Annotated in this window: 18 protein-coding genes and 2 pseudogenes; 13 read left to right on the top strand and 7 right to left on the bottom strand. The window is 68.7% G+C overall.

Translation table 11 applies throughout. The features are described from left to right. Positions 1-109: 109 nt before the first annotated feature. Together ACQP0P_RS25115 and ACQP0P_RS25110 are read left to right on the top strand one after the other, a co-directional pair. Complete coding sequence (locus ACQP0P_RS25115) at positions 110-1,300, top strand: Ig-like domain-containing protein (protein WP_433358948.1); 1,191 nt, start codon at positions 110-112, stop codon at positions 1,298-1,300. 92 nt (positions 1,301-1,392) lie between these two features. Beyond that, positions 1,393-2,085, top strand: a complete 693-nt coding sequence (locus ACQP0P_RS25110) for an HAD family hydrolase (RefSeq protein WP_433358947.1) — start codon at positions 1,393-1,395, stop codon at positions 2,083-2,085. A gap of 16 nt (positions 2,086-2,101) precedes the next feature. On the opposite strand, the gene ACQP0P_RS25105 is transcribed toward ACQP0P_RS25110, so the two are convergent. Beyond that, entirely contained in the window at positions 2,102-3,064 is a 963-nt protein-coding gene (locus ACQP0P_RS25105) for a radical SAM protein (protein ID WP_433358946.1), read from the bottom strand. Positions 3,065-3,176: 112 nt separating this feature from the next. Between ACQP0P_RS25105 and ACQP0P_RS25100 the strand changes: the two genes are divergently transcribed. The 4 genes from ACQP0P_RS25100 to ACQP0P_RS25085 are packed head-to-tail and all read left to right on the top strand — an operon-like array spanning position 3,177 to position 5,116. Next, on the top strand, positions 3,177-3,503 hold the full coding sequence (locus tag ACQP0P_RS25100) for a DMT family transporter (RefSeq protein WP_433358945.1): 327 nt from the start codon (positions 3,177-3,179) through the stop codon (positions 3,501-3,503). 54 nt (positions 3,504-3,557) lie between these two features. Continuing rightward, entirely contained in the window at positions 3,558-4,118 is a 561-nt protein-coding gene (locus ACQP0P_RS25095; protein ID WP_433358944.1) for a GNAT family N-acetyltransferase, read from the top strand. A 52-nt stretch (positions 4,119-4,170) separates the two neighbouring features. Next, the gene (locus ACQP0P_RS25090) at positions 4,171-4,548 is read left to right on the top strand and encodes a DUF952 domain-containing protein (protein WP_433358943.1); all 378 of its coding nucleotides are present in this window, start codon (positions 4,171-4,173) and stop codon (positions 4,546-4,548) included. A gap of 19 nt (positions 4,549-4,567) precedes the next feature. Beyond that, on the top strand, positions 4,568-5,116 hold the full coding sequence (locus ACQP0P_RS25085; RefSeq protein ID WP_433358942.1) for an NUDIX domain-containing protein: 549 nt from the start codon (positions 4,568-4,570) through the stop codon (positions 5,114-5,116). Here the strand turns inward: ACQP0P_RS25085 and ACQP0P_RS25080 are convergent. Continuing rightward, on the bottom strand, positions 5,058-5,276 hold the full coding sequence (locus tag ACQP0P_RS25080) for a hypothetical protein (protein ID WP_433358941.1): 219 nt from the start codon (positions 5,274-5,276) through the stop codon (positions 5,058-5,060). The genes ACQP0P_RS25085 and ACQP0P_RS25080 overlap by 59 nt on opposite strands. Before the next feature lie 619 nt (positions 5,277-5,895). Between ACQP0P_RS25080 and ACQP0P_RS25075 the strand changes: the two genes are divergently transcribed. The 3 genes from ACQP0P_RS25075 to ACQP0P_RS25065 all read left to right on the top strand — a co-directional run bounded on the left by ACQP0P_RS25075 (position 5,896) and on the right by ACQP0P_RS25065 (position 9,616). Further along, positions 5,896-6,936 carry a LacI family DNA-binding transcriptional regulator gene (locus ACQP0P_RS25075; RefSeq protein WP_433358940.1) on the top strand — a complete coding sequence of 347 codons (1,041 nt, stop codon included), beginning with the start codon at positions 5,896-5,898 and terminating at the stop codon, positions 6,934-6,936. Positions 6,937-7,487: 551 nt separating this feature from the next. Next, positions 7,488-8,111, top strand: coding sequence for a TetR/AcrR family transcriptional regulator (locus ACQP0P_RS25070; RefSeq protein WP_433358939.1), 624 nt, complete (start codon positions 7,488-7,490; stop codon positions 8,109-8,111). Continuing rightward, positions 8,108-9,616: an FAD-dependent monooxygenase gene (locus tag ACQP0P_RS25065; RefSeq protein WP_433358938.1), complete on the top strand. Its 1,509-nt coding sequence runs from the start codon at positions 8,108-8,110 to the stop codon at positions 9,614-9,616. The genes ACQP0P_RS25070 and ACQP0P_RS25065 overlap by 4 nt, the downstream gene beginning before the upstream one ends. A 159-nt stretch (positions 9,617-9,775) precedes the next feature. Here the strand turns inward: ACQP0P_RS25065 and ACQP0P_RS25060 are convergent, their stop codons facing one another. Continuing rightward, positions 9,776-10,204, bottom strand: a complete 429-nt coding sequence (locus ACQP0P_RS25060; RefSeq protein ID WP_433358937.1) for an Lrp/AsnC family transcriptional regulator — start codon at positions 10,202-10,204, stop codon at positions 9,776-9,778. Between the two features lie 145 nt (positions 10,205-10,349). Here ACQP0P_RS25060 and ACQP0P_RS25055 point away from each other — a divergent pair, with 145 nt between their 5' ends. Continuing rightward, positions 10,350-11,519 (top strand): trans-sulfuration enzyme family protein, encoded by a 1,170-nt coding sequence (locus tag ACQP0P_RS25055; RefSeq protein WP_433358936.1) that lies wholly within the window; start codon positions 10,350-10,352, stop codon positions 11,517-11,519. Positions 11,520-11,818: 299 nt separating this feature from the next. Beyond that, positions 11,819-12,274, top strand: a pseudogene (locus tag ACQP0P_RS25050) (RNA polymerase sigma factor); the annotation flags it as partial. 147 nt (positions 12,275-12,421) lie between these two features. Here the strand turns inward: ACQP0P_RS25050 and ACQP0P_RS25045 are convergent. The 3 genes from ACQP0P_RS25045 to ACQP0P_RS25035 form a co-directional block, all read right to left on the bottom strand. Beyond that, positions 12,422-13,174 (bottom strand): hypothetical protein, encoded by a 753-nt coding sequence (locus tag ACQP0P_RS25045; protein WP_433382482.1) that lies wholly within the window; start codon positions 13,172-13,174, stop codon positions 12,422-12,424. A gap of 72 nt (positions 13,175-13,246) precedes the next feature. Next, the gene (locus ACQP0P_RS25040; protein ID WP_433358935.1) at positions 13,247-13,615 is read right to left on the bottom strand and encodes a hypothetical protein; all 369 of its coding nucleotides are present in this window, start codon (positions 13,613-13,615) and stop codon (positions 13,247-13,249) included. After that, the gene (locus ACQP0P_RS25035) at positions 13,612-14,001 is read right to left on the bottom strand and encodes a hypothetical protein (protein WP_433358934.1); all 390 of its coding nucleotides are present in this window, start codon (positions 13,999-14,001) and stop codon (positions 13,612-13,614) included. The genes ACQP0P_RS25040 and ACQP0P_RS25035 overlap by 4 nt, the downstream gene beginning before the upstream one ends. Positions 14,002-14,042: 41 nt before the next feature. On the opposite strand from ACQP0P_RS25035, the pseudogene ACQP0P_RS25030 reads away from it, so the two are divergent. Beyond that, positions 14,043-15,188 (top strand): annotated as a pseudogene (locus ACQP0P_RS25030) (Tn3 family transposase); the annotation flags it as partial. 582 nt (positions 15,189-15,770) lie between these two features. On the opposite strand, the gene ACQP0P_RS25025 reads toward ACQP0P_RS25030, so the two are convergent. Continuing rightward, positions 15,771-16,013: a hypothetical protein gene (locus tag ACQP0P_RS25025; protein ID WP_433358933.1), complete on the bottom strand. Its 243-nt coding sequence runs from the start codon at positions 16,011-16,013 to the stop codon at positions 15,771-15,773. A 117-nt stretch (positions 16,014-16,130) separates the two neighbouring features. Here ACQP0P_RS25025 and ACQP0P_RS25020 point away from each other — a divergent pair, with 117 nt between their 5' ends. Then, entirely contained in the window at positions 16,131-17,051 is a 921-nt protein-coding gene (locus tag ACQP0P_RS25020) for a serine protein kinase RIO (RefSeq protein ID WP_433358932.1), read from the top strand. Positions 17,052-17,802 lie beyond the last annotated feature (751 nt).

Genomic DNA, 17,802 nt, shown 5'->3' with positions numbered 1-17,802 from the left:
TTTAGTAAGAGACCGAAACGTTACCAAACCGGTCGCAACCATGCGCAGTCACCATGCATCTCCTATTAGTGTTTTTAAGGGCAGTTTGCTGTAGTGGGGGAGAGAAATTGTGCTGACCGTGGAACGCCACAGGACGCCACTGGCCGCTCTGGCCCTGGCGACCGCGGCGGTGCTGGCCACCGCCTGCTCTACCGGGGCGGACACGAAGGCTCCTGCGGCCGGCGGGCAGGGCACCGAGGCGCCCAGCACCCCGGCCGCGCCGGAGATAAGGATCAGCCCCGCCAAGGGCAGCCAGACCGTGCGTCCGAACAGGAAGGTCGTCATCAGCGCCTCCAGCGGCGCGCTGGAGGAGGTCACCGTCGAAACCGGTGGCCAGGTGCTGGAGGGCGACTTCGACGCCGAACGCACCAAGTGGACCTCCACCACCCCCATGATTCCCGCCAGCGACTACACCGTCTCGGCGCGCGCGGTGGACGGCACGACCGCCAGCAGCTCCTTCCGGACGCTCAAACCCGAGCACGAACTCGAGGTCGCGGACGTGACCCCGGCGATCAAGGGGGAGAAGGTCGGTGTGGGGGCACCGATCATCGTCACCTTCAACCAGCAGATCGCCAACAAGGCCGGGGTGGAGAAGGCACTGAAGGTCACCTCGGACAAACCCTCCCAGGGAGCCTGGCGCTGGATCAACGACACGACCGTGATCTACCGCACCGCGAAATTCTGGCAGCCCCACCAGAAGGTGACCTTCACCGCCCGCCTCAAAGGCGTCCAGGGCGGCAAGGACATGTACGGCGTCAAGGACATGACCAAGGTCATCCACATCGGCGCGGCCCAGATCGCCACGATCGACACCCGCAAGCACAAGATGATCGTCAAGCGTGACGGCAAGGTCGTGCAGACCATGCTGATCAGCGCGGGCAACGCCAGCACCCGCGAGTACACCACCACCAGCGGCGTCCACCTGGCGATGGGCAAGGCCAACCCCGAACGCATGATCTCCCCCGGCCGCAAGAAGGGCGATCCCGGCTACTACGACCTGATGATCAACCACGCGGTCCGCTTCTCCAACAGCGGCGAGTACGTGCACGCGCTGAACAACGTCTGGGCCCAGGGACGCCGAAACGTCAGCCACGGCTGCATCAACTCCCGCCCCGACCAGGCCAAGTGGTACTACGACCAGGTCCAGCGCGGCGACGTGATCACCATCACGGGCACCGACCGCGAGATGGAGTGGAACAACGGCTGGGGCTTCTGGCAGATGCCGTACACGCAGTGGAAGAAGGGCAGCGCCCTGGCCTGACCCCGCGGCCTGACCCCGCACCGGCGCCACCGCGTACCCCGGATACGACGGTGGCGCCGGCGGCCGACGAGAACTCCAGCAAAGGAACAGGTTTGCGACTCCACCGGCAGGTCCTCATCTTCGACGCCGACGACACGCTCTGGGAGAACAACGTACTTTTCGAGCGCGTCGTCGAGGACTTTCTCGACTGGCTGGCGCATCCGACCCTGGCGCGGACCCGGATCCGCGCCGTCCTCGACGACATCCAGGCCGCCAACGCCGTCACCCACGGCTACGGCAGCACGATGTTCCTGCGCAGCCTCGGCGAATGCTTCGAACGACTGCGCGAGCGGCCGGCGACCGCGCAGGAACGCCGCCACATCGACGAGCTGGCGCTGACCCTCCTGCAGCGCCGCGTAGAACTCGTCCCCGGCGTCGCCGAGACACTCACCGCCCTGGGCGAGCGGCACGAGCTGCTGCTGCTCACCAAGGGCGCGCTGGATGAACAGCGGCGCAAGCTGGAGGCCTCACAGCTGGCCCACCACTTCCGCGACGTGCACATCGTGGCGGAAAAGGACGTCACCACCTACCGGTGGCTCACCCGCGAGCACGCGCTGGCACCCGCGACGACCTGGATGATCGGCAACTCCCCGAAGTCCGACATCCTCCCCGCCCGGCAGGCGGGCATGAACGCCGTCTTCATCCCCAACGACCACACCTGGGCGCTGGAGCAGAGCGAACTGGACCCCGGCGACGAGCGGGTACTGCACCTGAGCAGATTCCCCGACCTGCTCGATCACTTCTGATCTCGCACCGGGAAGGCTAGAGCAAGGTGAGCTGGGCCTGGCGGGGCAGCGCCAGCGGCAGGGGCTGCTCGGGCCGCACCGGACCCATGCCGTAACGGGCGGCCAGCTGCAGGACCTGGTCGGTGACGCGGCGCACGTAGCCGGCCTCGGCATCGGCACTCCTGGCATACAGCTCGCCGTAACGGGGTGCCAGCGCCGGGTGGTGCTCACCCAGCCAGGCCAGATACCACTCACGGGCACCCGGAGGCAGGCGCAGCACGTGCGGGACCAGGCTGACGGCCCCGGCGTCGGCGACCCGGCGCACGGTGGCCGCGAGCTGGTCGGGGGAGTCGGTCAGCAGCGGCAGGATCGGCGCCATCGCCACCCCGCACGCCACCCCCCGCTCGTTCAGCTCGGCCACCAGCTCCAGGCGCTTTTGCGCGCTGTGGGCGCCGGGCTCCACACTGCGGCGGATCCGGTCGTCGACGAAGGCGATCGAGACGACCACCCCCGCCCCCGGAGTGGCGGCCAGCAGATCGGCGTCGCGCAGGATCAGCCGGCTCTTGGTGTGCACGGTGAACGGCGCCCCGGCCTCACGCAACGCGGTGACCAGGCCGGGCATCAACCGGTAGATGTCCTCGGCACCCTGGTAGCAGTCACCGCCCACCCCCACCGTGACATGCTCGCCGTCCCAGCGCGAGGCCAGCTCCGCACGCAACCGCCGCACGATGTTGGTACGCACCACGATCCGCGAATCGAAGTCACCGCCGGCGTCCAGCCCCAGATAGCGATGCCCCCGGCGCACCGAGCAGTAGCGGCACCCCTGGGCACACCCCCGGTACGGGCTGATGCTCCATCCCCCGGGCGTGCGCTCCAGCGCGGTGCGCGCCTGCACCTCGTAGCAGGTCAGCGCCCCGTGCACCCTGACCAGCGCGGAGCGCTCGATCCGCGGCCTGACGTCGGGCGGCGCGGCGAGCAGGGAAGGCGCGTCCCATCGCATACGGCTCAGTGGAACACGCTTTCGACACCGCTCGCAAGTGGACTCCGGACGCGGCGCGGGCACCACCGGCCGGATGAAATGATACGTTCGTACAGATTTTGGGGGAGTGGTCATGGCGTGGTTGATCCTGGCTGGGGCGATCATCGCCGAGATCGTGGCGACCACCGCCCTCAAGCTGAGCGACGGCTTCGCCCACAAAGGCTGGGCCGCCCTGGTCGTCGCCGGCTACGCCGCCGCCTTCATCCTGCTGGCCCAGGCGCTGAAACTGCAACTGGAGGTCGGCACCGCCTACGCGGTCTGGGCCGGAGCCGGCACCGCGGCCATCGCCGCGATCGGCGTACTGTTCCTCGGCGAGACGATCAGTCTGGCCAAGATCGCGGGCATCGTCCTGATCATCGGCGGAGTCGTGGTGCTCAACCTGGCCGGCAGCCCCCACTGACCGGCCGGAAATAACGCCTCGACCGCCACCGGGCACCTGGCCTACCCTGGCCCGGTGCTGAAACCCACCTACCCCATCCGGACCGGCCGCCTGATCCTGCGCCCCTACACCCCGGCCGACCTCGACGCCCTGCACGCCATCCAGTCACTGCCGCAGGTGACCCGCTACCTGTACTGGGAACCGCGCACCCGGGAGCAGGCCGACGAGGCACTGCAAACCAAGATCACCCAAACGGAGCTGCTCGAGGAGGGACAGATCCTGACACTGGCGGTGGAACTGGCCGCCACCGGCGAGCTGATCGGCGACGGCATGCTGATCTGGCACAGCCTCACCCACCGCAGCGGAGAGATCGGCTACGTCCTCCACCCCGCCCACCACGGCAAGGGCTACGCCACCGAGACCGGCCTGGCCCTGCTGGAGCTGGGATTCGACGGCCTTGACCTGCACCGGATCATCGGACGCCTGGACGCCCGCAACGAGGCCTCGGCCCGCGTGCTGGAGAAACTGGGCATGCGCCGCGAGGCACACCTGGTCGACAACGAGATGGTCAAGGGCGAATGGACCAGCGAGCTCGACTACGCGATCCTGCAGCGGGAGTGGCGCGCCCGGCGGTGACGCCCCCCGCCTTCAGTTGAAGAACGCCCCTCCGCAGGGCACCATGTCTGCGATGACCATCCTGCATCTGGCCCTGGCCGCCGACTGGGACGCCGCCCTGCGGGCGGGGGAGTACCGCATCTCCACCCTCGGCCGCACCCTGGACGAAGAGGGCTTCATCCACGCCTGCGCGAGCCACGAACAGCTACGCGGCGTGGTGGAGCGTTTCTACCGCGACGTCACCACCCCCCTGGTACTGCTCAGCGTCGACCCGAGCGGACTGGACGTGCGCATGGAGGTGCCCGCCGACTCACCCGAGGCCTTTCCGCACATCTACGGGCCGCTACCGGTCACCGCGGTGACCTCCGTCCTGCCGTTCGCCCCACCCGGCCTCGGCCCGCACCGTCCGCACGACGCCGACCAGGCCGACGCACCTCGAACGGAGCCGTAACAGCAGTAAGCTGCGCGCCATGACCGACGTATCCGGACCGACGATCCGCACTCTCGACTCGACGGTCGTCTACACCAACCCCTGGATGAGCGTGCGCGAGGACCGCATCGAACGCCCCGACGGCTCCCACGGCATCTACGGCGTGGTGGACCAGATCGACTTCGCCCTCGTCCTGCCCATGGAAAACGACGGCTTCCACCTCGTGGAGGAGTACCGCTACCCGGTGGGGCGGCGCACCTGGAACTTCCCCCAGGGCGGGGTCAAGAACAGCCCCTCGCCCCTGGTCACGGCGCACACCGAACTGACCCAGGAGACCGGCCTGCGCGCCGCCTCGATGACCCACCTGGGCCGCCTGGACAACGCCCACGGCACGACGGGCCAGCACTTCGACATCTTCCTGGCCACCGACCTGACCGCGGGCACCCCCGACCGCGAGGACACCGAGCAGGACATGCGCCAGGAGTGGGTCTCACGGACGGAACTGGAGCAGATGATCCTGCGCGGCGCCATCACCGACAGCGGCTCGATCGCCGCCTACACCATGTTCCTGCTGCGCGGGGCGGCCTGAGGGCCCGGCGGGAGCCGGCGGGGCCGTCGCCGATCGGCCGCAGGAGGGCTCGAGCGCCGCGGGGACGCCGTACCCGAAGAGCAGCCGCCCACCAGGTGCTGCCGGTCGCGTTGGTGCCGTTGCGCGACAACACCCGGACCCGGTGCCCGTGCCGGTGCATAGGGTGGTCGATGAGGCTGCGATTTCGGATCGTCGCTCCCGGGCCAGAGGTGGGTGAAGACGGTCTTCTCCACGGTCTGCGGGACGTGCTCGTCTTCGACGATCAGCGAGCCGGGACGGGCAGACCTTCGTCCAGACCGCGGAGTCGTGGGACGGCGAGCCGGTCCGCGTCGAACGAGACGGCATGCAGGTCGCTCTGGAGGGGTCGCTCACCGCCTGGCTCGCCCATCTCAGGCAAAGGGCCGGGAACGAACCCCGCTGAGTCCTGGCCCGCCGGCCCTCGTCCGCAAGGATGTGCGGTACGCACGCTCGGGAGGCGCGCCATCGGCGCTCCTCCCGGCATCGCGATCTTCGGCGATGCGCAGCGATCGGCCCGGCCGCGAAGACCGTTCGTCCTGGGCAGGCGCATGTGATGCCCAAGCGCGTTGCGGATGTCGCGAGGTGGTGTCGATCTCAGGCCGTCGGCAGCGTGTTCGCAGCACGGACCCGAGCGGAGGGCCTCCTTCCCGGCACAAAAAAGGAGCGCTCCCACGGAAAACACCTCCCGCACGGACCCGCCCCCCGAACTGTTAGCGCAAACACTCGGATACGCTTGAAGTAACTTCGACGAGGCGGACAGGGTGACCCAGCAGGTATCTGGACAGACGTTCTCCGAGCGGCCCAAAGCCGCCGTCATGGAAGACGTCGCCGCACGCGCGGGCGTCTCGGCCATGACCGTCTCCCGCGTTCTCAACACCCCGGAGAAGGTGCGCCCCGACACCCGCGCCCGCGTCCTGGACGCGGTACGCGAACTCGGCTACCGCCCCAACTTCGCCGCCCGCTCGCTGGTCACCGGCCGCTCGGGCGCCCTGGGGGTCGTCAGCTTCGACACCACCCTGTACGGCCCGGCCTCCACCCTGCACGGCATCGAACAGGCCGCCCGCACCCACGACTACCTCGTCACCATCGTCAACGTCACCACCCTCAACCGCCGCTCCATCGCCGAGGCCGTCAACCGGCTGCGCTTCCAGTCCGTCGACGGCGTCGTCATCGTCGCCCCCCACGAATCGGCCGCCGACGGCCTGCACCACCTGCCACCCGACCTGCCCGCCGTCGTGGTCGGCGCCCGTGAGAGCCTCCCCGTCCCCGTCGCCGCCGTCGACCAGGCCGCCGGAGCCGTGCGAGCGACCAGACACCTGCTCAGCCTCGGCCACAACACCGTCTGGCACCTGTCAGGCCCCGAGGACTGGATCGACGCCAGCGCCCGCATCGAGGGCTGGCGCTCGGTCCTGACCGCCGAAGGCCGCCAGATTCCCGACCCCCTGCGCGGCGACTGGAGCGCACGCTCCGGCTTCGAGGCGGGCAGGCAACTGGCCCGCGACCCCGAGGTCACGGCCATCTTCGCCGCCAACGACCACATGGCCACCGGCGTGCTGCGAGCACTGCGCGAAACCGGCCGCCGAGTGCCCGAGGACGTCAGCGTGGTCGGCTTCGACGACGTCCCCGAAGCCCCCTACCTGTGGCCACCGCTGAGCACCGTGCGACAGAACTTCACCGAGGTCGGCCGCCTGGCCTTCCGACTGCTGCTGGAACGTATCGACGGCCGCACCGCCACCCCGCATCGCATGATCGAACCCGAACTCGTCGTCCGCGAGAGCACCGCCGCCCGCCCGCCCGGCTGATCCACAGCAGCGGGCCCACACCCACATCACCCCACTACCGACCCGACTCCCAGGCTTTTCCTCCAGGGGTCCCGGTAGTAATGGCGCAGGATCCAACGGATTGGATGGGGACGTTCTCCGAGGCGTCTCCCAGTCGCCGTCCAGCAGCGTCCACGCCGCGATCAGCGATCAGCTCCTCCGGCTCCCACCCCCGCCGCACCCGAACCCACCCTCCACCCGACCGTCTCCGACACGAACACGATCAAGCAGAAGCCCAGCCCAACCAGCCACATTCACCGCTCCGAAACGATCACGAACCGCAATCGTGATCTCTCACCCCGCTACCTGGCGGCTGGGGACATGTTCGGGAGCGGAGGGCCGTCACCCGCAGTGGCCTGCGGCAATGCTCCTGCTTTCCTTTCATGGCACGGACCCGGGCGTCGGGCCGTCAGGCCGGCCGGCCGCACCGAGCGTGAGCGTAGCGGCGGCGCAAGGCCGTTCGCAGACTTGGCCAATCGTTGCCTAATCAGCAAATTTGCCAACTAAGCAACATGTGGGTACGGTGAGGCCGTGTGAGCGGGCTAAGGGAACGCAAAAAGCAGGCCACGCGCGAGGCATTGATGAGCGCGGCGCTGCGGCTGACGTTGAAGCACGGGCTGCCCAACGTACGTAACGAGGACATCGCCGCCGAGGCCGGCGTCTCCCCTCGCACGTTCAGCAACTACTTTTCCAGCAAGTACGAGGCGCTCGCCGCCCGCCACACCGACCGCGCCGCGTACCAGGCGGCGGCGCTGCGCGCGTGGCCCGCCAATGAGCCGTTGTGGCATGCGCTGACGGAGGCGACGGTCCAGGCCTGGGAGCAGCACACCAGGCCCGATGCCGCCGCCCCCGAGCCGGAACGGCTCGCCGCCACCCGGCTGCTGGTCGACGAACCCAGCCTGCAGGCTGAAGCGGTGAGACTGGCTCTCGCTTCCCAACGGGAGCTGGCGGCCGCAGTGGCCGAGCGCACCGGCACCGATCCTGATCGCCACCTCTACCCCCACCTGGTCGCCGGCGCCGTGACCGCCGCCGTGCAGGCGGCCGTCGGGCACTGGCTGTACGCCGATCCCCCTATCCCGCTCGTGCCGCTGCTGCGCGACACGCTGCGCCTGCTGGCGGCCGGCCTCCCAGACCCATCGACGCAAGGAAACACGTGAGCGCGGACATCGTCGCGGACATCGTCGCGGACATCGTCATCGCCGGCAGCGGCCCCAACGGGCTGATGCTGGCCTGCGAACTCGGGTCGGCCGGCATCCGGCCGCTCGTCATCGAACGCCTGCCCCGCCGCAGCGACCAGCCCAAGGCCAACGCCGTCGTCGGCGAGGTCGTCCACCTGCTGCACCGCCGCGGGCTCGGCACCGGCCGGCCCACCCCGGCGCGGGCCTTCATGTTCGGCGCGCTGCCGCTGGACTTGGCCGACCTCGCCGACAACCCCTTGACCGGCATGCAGATCAAACAGGCACAGCTGGAGGAGCAACTGGAGCGCCGGGCGGTCGAGGTGGGCGCGCGAGTCCAACGCGGGCACGAGCTGACCGGCCTCGAACAAGACGCCGACGGGGTCACGCTGAACATCACAGGTCCCGAGGGGTCGTACCACCTGCGCACCCGCTACCTGGTCGGGTGCGACGGAGGGCACAGCACGGTCAGGAGGCTGGCGGGCATCGATTTCCCCGGAGTGAGCCAGAGCGACATCGTCAGCCGCGCCGCCGAGGTCACCGTGCCCGGCGCGACCTTGCGGCCCGAGCGAGCCGAGCTGGAGGTGCCGGGGATCGGCACGTTCGGGTTGTACGCCTGGCACCGGACCGAGCGCGGCGCGTACGCCATGCTGCCCACCCGGCCCGGCGTCCTGACCGTGAGCTCGGTGGAGTGGGGCGGCGCGGCGTCCGGCGAGGAGGTGCCGATGACCATCGCCGAGCTGTGTGCCAGCCTGGCTCGCGTGGTCGGTGCCGATCTGCCCCTGGCCGCCCCCGTCGGCGACGGCCCGTACCTGATGCGCCGCCTGAACGGACGCAACACCCGGGTGGCTGACCGCTACCGTGCGGGCCGGGTGTTCCTGGCCGGGGACGCCGCTCACGTCCACTCGGCCATGGGAGCCCCCGGGCTCAACCTGGGCCTGCAGGACGCCGCGAACCTCGCGTGGAAACTAGCCGCGGCCGTACAGGGCTGGGCCCCGCCCGACCTGCTCGACACCTACCAGGCCGAGCGCCGCCCTGCCGCCCTGCGGGTCGCGATGCACTCCAGGGCCCAGCTCGCCTTGACCGCCCCCGGTTCCGAGGTCACCGCGCTGCGCGAGGTGTTCGGTGAGCTACTGGCCGAGGAGGGCAACCGCCGCCGCATCGCCGCTCTTCTTGCCGGTACCGACCTGCCCTACCCGACGACCGCCCCACCGCACCCGCTCGTCGGCCGCTTCCTCGCAGACCTGCCCGCCCAGCTCGACGAGCCCGCATCGCGGGCCCGGCCGCTGCTGCTCGACCCCACCGGCAGTCTCCGCGTCCGGCACTCCCATGTGGAAGTGGTACATGTGAAAGTGCCCGAGACCGTGCTCGTGCGACCCGATGGCTTTGTGGCCTGGGCGGGCACCCCCGACAAGACGCTGGATGACGCGTTGCAGACCTGGTTCGGCGACAGCCTCGCCGAGACTGGTTCTCTCGCTGACAGGTGAGTTGTCTGAACCGCCGGCAACAAAGTCGCGAGCCATTGGTAGCCGGCCGTTACCAGGGGTCGACGTCATCGGCTTTTCCGCCGCAGCCGCTCAGCGGTACGAAGCGCTGGGAATCGAGTGCCGCAGAGAGCGAGAGCGCCGGGGTAGGTTGGCTATCTGCTAGAGCGTCTTCATGGTGACGTAGCTGGTCACCGTGGCCACGCTCGGCAGGTCGGCCAGCCGGTTGGCGTGGAAGTCCTCGTAGGCGGGCAGGTCGGCCACCTCGACTTGGAGCAGATAGTCGAAGTTGCCGGTGATGTGGTGACATGCGACCACCTCGGACAACCGGCTGACCGCGCGCTCGAAGGCGACCACGTCCGCGCGGGTGTGCCGCATCAGTCGTACTCCGGCGAACACCCGCAGGCTCCGGCCGATCGCGGCGGGGTCGATCAGTGCCCGGTAGCCGCGGATGATCCCCGCTTCCTCCAGGTGGCGCACGCGCCGCAGACAAGGTGACGGCGATAAGCCGACCCGGGCGGCGAGTTCGGCGTTGCTGATCCGCCCATGTTGTTCGAGCACCGCCAGAATCGACCGATCGACCTCATCCATGAGGGCAGATTATTGCTCTGGCAGCCCGGCTACCACAATGCGCTGCCTGGTCGGCGCGCAATGTGCTGCCAAAGTTGCCCGGAACCGTTCGCATCCAGGCGGCGGGCGGGCACGCTTCCTCCCAAGACCGAGCGGAAGGACAGCCATGCCAGGCGACAGCACCATCACCGTCCACGCTGATCGCGATATCCATCCCAGCCGGGCCGTGGCGCCACCCATCTACCAGACGGCGGCGTTCTGGGCCGAGGACGGGGAGTCGTTCGCGGCCGGCGCGGTCGCCCCGCGCGGTAAAGACTTCTACACCCGCTTCGGCAATCCGAACCACGCGCAGGTCGCGGCCGTCGTCGCCGAACTGGAGCACACCGAGACGGCCCTGGTCACCGCCTCCGGAATGGCCGCGGTCACCACCGCCGTGCTGGCCCTGGTATCGGCCGGCGACCACGTCATCGGGCAGAGGTCCACCTATGGCGGCACCGCGTCGCTGCTGCTGAACCTGCTGCCGCGCCTCGGCGTGGCGACCACCCTGGTGGATCAGACCGACCCGGAGGCGTTCGCGAAGGCGCTGACCCCGCAGACCCGCCTCATCCTGGTCGAATCACCGAGCAATCCGCTGCTGCAGATCACCGACCTGCGGGCCGTCGTGGACCTCGCCCGCGCACACGACGTCCTGACCATGGCGGACAACACCTTCGCCACCCCGCTGAACCAGCGGCCGGCCGATCTCGGCGTCGACCTGGTCTGGCACAGCGCGACCAAGTACCTCAACGGCCACACCGACGTCTCCGCCGGGGTGATGGCCGGGCGGGCCGAGTTGCTGGACCGGATCTGGGATGTCGGTCTGCTCACCGGCGCCACCCTCGGTCCGATCGACGCGTGGCTGCTCCTGCGCGGCATGCGCACCCTGCCGCTGCGGGTGTCGCGACACAACGCCAACGGCCTGGCCCTCGCCCATGTGCTGCACGAACATCCGGCCGTCAGCCGGGTGCACTATCCCGGCCTGACCAGCCATCCGCAGCACGAGTTGGCGGCCGGGCAGATGAGCGGTTTCGGTGGGGTGCTCTCCGTCGAGTTCGCCGGCGGTTACGAGACGGCTGACGCCTTCCTCGGGCGGCTGCGCTACCCCCGCCTGTCGGCCAGCCTCGGTGGTGTGGAGTCGCTTGCCGTACATCCGGCGTCCATGTGGCGCGGGATGCTCAGCGAGGAACAGATCGCCGAAGCTGTCCCGCCAGGCCTGATCCGGCTGGCCGCAGGGACGGAGGACACCGCCGACCTGGTCGCCGACGTCCTGGCCGCCGCCGACGCGGCGAGCACCTGACAGTTTTGATCACCGGCGGCACCAGCGGCATCGGGTTCGCGACCGCGCGCAAGCTTCTCGACGAGGGCGCCGGAGACAGGCCCGAAGTGCCGGTGCCGGCCCAGCCAGTACGCGGTGCGTGAGGCGATCTCGACCAGCGTGCGCTCGGGCATCCGCGTCTCCGGCACGCAGCTCCCCGGCCAGGTAGGCGAATACCATCACCCCACCCACTCAAGATCATCCCAATGTGGGTTTTGGGCTCATGCGGGCTGACCCCCAGTAACGCGACCTGCTCATAGCGAGCTGTCACATTCCGAAAGGTGCCGGACATTAACCAGGTGTCCGGCACCTTTCGGCAAGGAGACCTTGTGACAGACCGAGATCGCTTCGAAGCGGTCTATGACGCGTACTACCCGGCGATACATCAGTACGCCGCCCGCCGTACCAGCTCGCCCGACGACACGGCCGATGTCATCTCCGAGACGTTCCTCACCGCCTGGCGACGCATCGACGACGTGCCCGAGGGGGAGGAGGCGCCGCTGTGGCTGTACGGGGCGGCCCGCCGCGTGCTGGCCAATCAACAGCGCGGCGATGTCCGCAGGGCCGTGCTCGCCGAACGGCTGCGTGCGGAACTGGCCGCCGACCGGCCGATCAGACCGGTCGATCTGGACCATGTCCGCGTCGCCTTCGACGAGTTACCCGAACGTGACCGCGAGGTCTTGGCGCTGGCCTGCTGGGAGGGCCTGACCAGCGAGCGGATCGCCAAAGTTATGGGATGTACGGCTATGGCCGCCCGGACCCGGCTGCGTCGGGCGCGCAAGCGGCTGGCGGCGGTGCTGGAGCGGCAGGCCGACCCCGAGGCGCTGAACTCGAAGGGCCGGTTGATCGACGCCGGCCTCCGACAGCCATTGCGCGTTGTTTGTTCAGCTAGGGATTTGCCGCAGGAGGTGGAGGTCGTCGCCCCAGGCGTCCAGTACCGAGCTGTGACCGGCGGCGCGTGCGAATGGTTCCAGGTCGAGGAAGAGCCGGCGAGCCGTCTGCGGGACGGCGTGCGACAGGACTGTTTCCAGGAGCGGCAGCAACCTTTCCTGGCGCCATGGAGGCGGTCCCAGGGGATGGTTCCGTAGTTCCCAGCCGAGGTACTTGTTATAGGGGCGGACCCGGCAGTGGAGAGCGAAGATGCAGGTCAGCAAAGGAGGAATAGCTTCAGCGGCATCCAGGCGGGCTTCGGTGGCGCGTTCGTCGCGGTGGCTTTTCAGCCAGCGGTAGGCGGCGTTGACGAAGGTGTCCAGGGAGGCGGCGACTGTCTGATGGGCTTCCTCGCGTGACAGTGCTCCCTTGCCGGCGACAAGTTCACCGATGAGACCGTCGGGCCGGTCTTTGAGGACGCGGGCATGGGTGAAGGAGTACCTGTTCCATTCCCAGCCCGATCCCGGCAGCGCGTGCGCGCGGAATTCCTCCAGGGACATGGCCTTGACGTCCAGCCGGGAGTCGCGGCGCTCTTCGTCGGCTGCCCTGTCATCGATGGTGATCAGGTAGATGTCATAGTCGGAACGGTGCGTGGCCATGCCTTGCCGTGCCTGTGATCCGCTGAGGACGGCCCCGATGACGGCCGGGTCTGCACTGACACGGGCGAGCAGGGCAGAGAATTCTTCTCGCGCCGAGGTGTTGGTCACCGGGGCACTCCACCACCTCCCCAGACGTGGCGGCAACGGGTTATCCCGTTGCCTGGGTGCCAGGAAGCAGAGTCATCGAGGGTGATCGCCGGGGGCGTACTTCTTCCAGGTGCCTCCGGCTTCGGCGGCGATCCTGGTGGTGCTTTTGTCGTGGGTGAGGCGGACGATGCGGCTGACGGGTTGCGCGAAGAGCAGGACCAGGCAGGCCGCGATCCGGGCCTGCTCGGCATCGGTGATGGAGCCGAGGCGCTCGGCGAGCCAGCGTTCGAATGTCCATGAGTAGATCGCGCAGGTAGGTGGCGGTCCGCCAGATCGGGACCTGCTGCAGCGCTTTGGCCCGTCCGACCACTCCGCCGATTTCGGTGCTCGCCGGTTGCAGCGTGCGCAGGTGCGGATGTGCCAGCGCTCGTATTGCTCGCGGCTGACATTGGCGGGGCTCATTTGTCGCCGGTGATCCGAGCACGCTTGGGGCGAATGATGGCGGCCAGGTCAGCGATCTGGGCGCGGAGGTCGACAGCGAGACCGGCGGAGACGACGAGCAGACAGCCCCCAGGACCGACGTCGCGGCTGCGGTCGAGATGCTGGTCAAGGCGGTGCGAACGCAGGCCGCGGGGGTGGGGTCGATCCGCCAGGTGGTGGAGCGGGCCGGCGGCGCGGCCTCGCAGCTGGCAGACATCGAGGAGGTAACGGCCTACCAGCACGACAACCACGAACTGCTCGTCCAGCAGTTCTTCAAGACCGACCGCTCCATCATGCTCGCCCTGGCCGGCGCCCTGAAGTTTGTGGCGACCTCGGCCGACCGCAGCGTGCTGGACGCCTTGAACCACGCGCTCACCTACTGGGGCAAGACCCGCGAATTCATCCCCAGCCGCCACGCCGACGGCCGCAGCCTGGATCTGGCTTCGCCTCGGCCAACTGGCTGCGCGCGATTCGGGACCGCAAACATCCGGACATGCTGGTCAAACGGCACTTTGAGGCGATGGTGTTCGCCTACCTGGCCGAGGAGTTGCGCACCGGGGACATCGCGGTGGCCGGGGCCGCCGAGCACGGCGACTGGAGCTCTCACCTGCTGAGTTTCGATCAGTGCCGGCCCCTGTTGCCGGCCTACTGCGCAGAAGCGGGCCTACCGGAGACCGCGAAGGAGTTCGTGGCCGAGCTGAAGGAACGGCACCGCCAGGCCGCCGAGCACCTGGACACCAGATACGTCGACAACGAGGATCTGACCTTCGCCAAGGACGGCACCCCGACGCTCAAGCGGCTGGTCGGGGTCGGCACCACCTCGACCGCTGTCAGGCTGGGTGCGGAGGTCAAATCCCGGGTGCCCGAGCGCACGCTGATCCAGATTGTGTCGCGCACCGCGTACTGGCTGGGCCGGCACCGGCACTTCGGGCCCTCCTCCGGCCATGACCCGAAGCTGAAGAAGCCGCAGGACCGGTACGTGCTGACCACGTTCGCGTGCGGATCGAACATGGGCCCGGCCGAAGCGGCCCGGCACATCGAGGGGATCACCGCGCATGAGATCTCGCCGGCCAAGAACCGGCACATCACCCTGGCCAAGCTGAACAAGGCGATCACCGACGTGGTCAACGCGTTCGCCGCGCTGGACGTGGTCAAGGCCTGGGATGATGGCAGCAGTGTGGGGACCGACGGCACGCAGGTCGACACCTACATCGACAACCTGCTGGCTGAGACCTCGATCCGCTACGGAGGGTTCGGCGGGATCGCCTACCATTACGTCTCCGACAACTACATCGCCCTGTTCTCCCGGTTCGTGCCGTGCGGGGCGTGGGAGGCGATCTACATCATCGACGGGCTGCTGGCCAACGCCTCCGAGGTCCAGCCCAAGGCCGTGCACGCCGATACCCAGGGCCAGTCTTTCCCCGTCTTCACGCTGGCGCATTTGTTCGGTTTCGATCTGATACCGCGCATCCGCAACTGGAAGGGCCTGACCTTCTTCCAGCACGCCGACCAGATCGCCTACCAGCACCTCGACGCCTTGTTTCGCGGTGACCGCGAGCACGGGCGCGGCCCCGGTGCCCCGCTGGCTCCGCCAGTGGCTGCGCTGCGGCTTCGGGGGCCTTTTCGCGGGGCTGTTTTGGGGGATCGCGTGCGCCATCGCTGTAGCCAGGCTGCCCGCGGGTGGAGAGCTCAGGGTGGCGGGGATGGCGGTGGAGGCTGCGGTGTGCATCGCGATCGGCCTGCTGTCGGCGTCGGTAGCCGGGCGCATGCACCAGGGGAAGGTGGCCGCCCTCGCGGGCATGGGCGGTCTGCTGGTGATCGTCTCGGTGAGCCTGGTTCTGCGGGGACCGTACTGGCCGTGGCTCTATCCGGAAGAGGAGAGCTGGGAGATCGTGCACTACGGGTGGGTGGCCGTGTTGCCGCCCGTGCTCGCCGCACTGGGCTGGGCGAGCCGGGATCTACGCTGAGGAGACGGACAGGGCGTCGGCTTCGTCAGCTCTCGGGTGATCTACCGCCTGGCTTGCGTCAATCGTAACCACCGAAACGCTGAGCGCCTGGCTGGACACCGGCCAGGCCGACTCTGCCCATGCCGCCGTTTGTCGGCCGAGACGTTCCGGCTCGAACACTCCCACGGGTTTCAACACTTTCCATAGCTGCCGTTGCGAGACGAGGTGACGCTCGCCTGGTTCGCGCGCTCCCCGGCGCGGCGGCGTACGACGAACACCGCCGGCAGCTCGCCGCGTCGCAGCTCTGGCCGGGAGCCGGTGCTGCCGGAGCCGGTCTGCCGATCCGCGAAGCCGATGCAGGAGCTCCGGCTGAGCCCGACCGCACGGTTCCAGCTCCGGTAAATACGTTGCGGGGTCCGAAACGGGCGGGGCATGCTGGGTCGATCGAGCGGCGAAGAGCGCTGCCTGGACTAAGGAGGGCTGACGGATGGCCATCACTGCGCTGCGGCATGTCCGCATCAGTCCCACCTCTTTGTTCAGGAGCACACCCGTTGTCTTCCGAGTACGAACCCTCTGATACCTACTCCGACCTCGACTCCCGCCGACCCGAATTCACCGGTGACGAGTCCCAACCAGATCCGGCCGCAGCCTTCGTCTTCACGTTCCATTCGGTCGACGAGGAGCTGGGCCCGGATCGGCGGTGGTCCACCTGGCCGGAGGTCGAGCGCGGTTCTCGCGGCCCGGAACCACGCCCCTCGTGGGTTGTGACGGAACAGGCTGCGATCGACACCGAGCTCGGCGTCCTCAAAACCGGCAAGGAAGCCGACGTCTTCCTGCTCGAACGGGCCGTCGAAGCCATCGGCGACAACCCGGCGAAGTCCTCGCTGCTGGCCGCGAAACGGTACCGCACCGAGGAGCACCGGTCCTTCCACCGCAGTACGTCGTACCTCGAAGGCCGCCGTACCCGCAACAGCCGCGACAGCCGGGCGACGGCGAAGAAGACCTCGCACGGCCGCAGTGTCGCGGACGGTCAGTGGGCATACGCCGAATGGGACGCCCTCAACCGGTTGTGGAAGGCCGGCGCCCCGGTGCCGTATCCCGTGCAGGTGGACGGCACCGAGCTGCTGATGGAGTTCATCGACGACGGCCAGGGCGGTGCCGCGCCCCGGCTCGCCCAGGTCCGGCCGTCGAAGGAACTGCTCGGTGTGTACTTCGAGCAGCTCCGCAACGGCATGCGTGAACTGGCCCGCACGGGGCTCGCGCACGGCGACCTCTCGCCGTACAACGTCCTCGCGCAGGCCGAACGGATCGTGATGATCGACCTGCCCCAGGTCGTCGACATCGTCGGCAACCCGAAGGGCATGGACTTCCTGATGCGCGACTGCCACAACATGGCCACCTGGTTCACGAACCGCGGGCTCGAGATCGACGAACAGGAGCTGTTCGCCGACCTGCTCACGATGGTGTTCTGATCGCCTTCTGCACGACAACACACTCGGACACCGACAGGTCTATCCGGAACCTGGCTGATGGCCCGCACGGGGACGACGAACCGCAGCCCGTCCACGGAGCCAACGGCTGTACCGATGTTCCCCAAGGCCGTTATCGCCCACCAGGTCCCAGTCAGCGCCGACCAATCGCGCATCCCCTGAACAGGAATCACCATCAGAGGCAGCCGATAACAACTACGCCTTGAAGTCGAGATCTACCACACCGCTACCTTGCGGCTCGCCGCGGCTTCGGGATTCCCGCGCCAAGTCGCCTGCACCGGGGGAGTAGGCCGCACCGGCACCGTACAGGGAGGCGCCGTCCAAGGCAGCGGTGCGCCCACCACGGAACCTGTCCCGGTCACGATCGATACCACCCGCCATCGCAGGAACGCGCCATGACAGCCACACCCTCCGGAGCCGATGGCGAGCGGCGGCAAACGCATCGACGCCCTCAGCACGGCGGCCCGGCGCACAACCGAGGAAGAGGTGGAGTCGGCTGTCAAGCATCCGCTCAGGAAGGGCAGGCCCGTGGTTTCAGGCTGTGCAGCGAGAGCCGGAGGTTTCTGTACGGGCACCAGGTCCTGCGGCGGCGTATCGAGCGACCTCGCCGGCGCTCCACGCCAGTGCGGGCGGTCGTCCTCGACGAGGCCGATAAGGGGACACTGCGGACAATATGCTTCTCGCCCTGACAGCGGAGATCACTCGGCTCAAGAGCGCCCATCGGCCGGAGATG

The organism is Streptosporangium sp. CA-115845 (genome assembly GCF_050943795.1).
Taxonomy (GTDB): Bacteria; Actinomycetota; Actinomycetes; order Streptosporangiales; family Streptosporangiaceae; genus Streptosporangium.
This window is presented reverse-complemented; position numbering and strand designations above follow the sequence as displayed.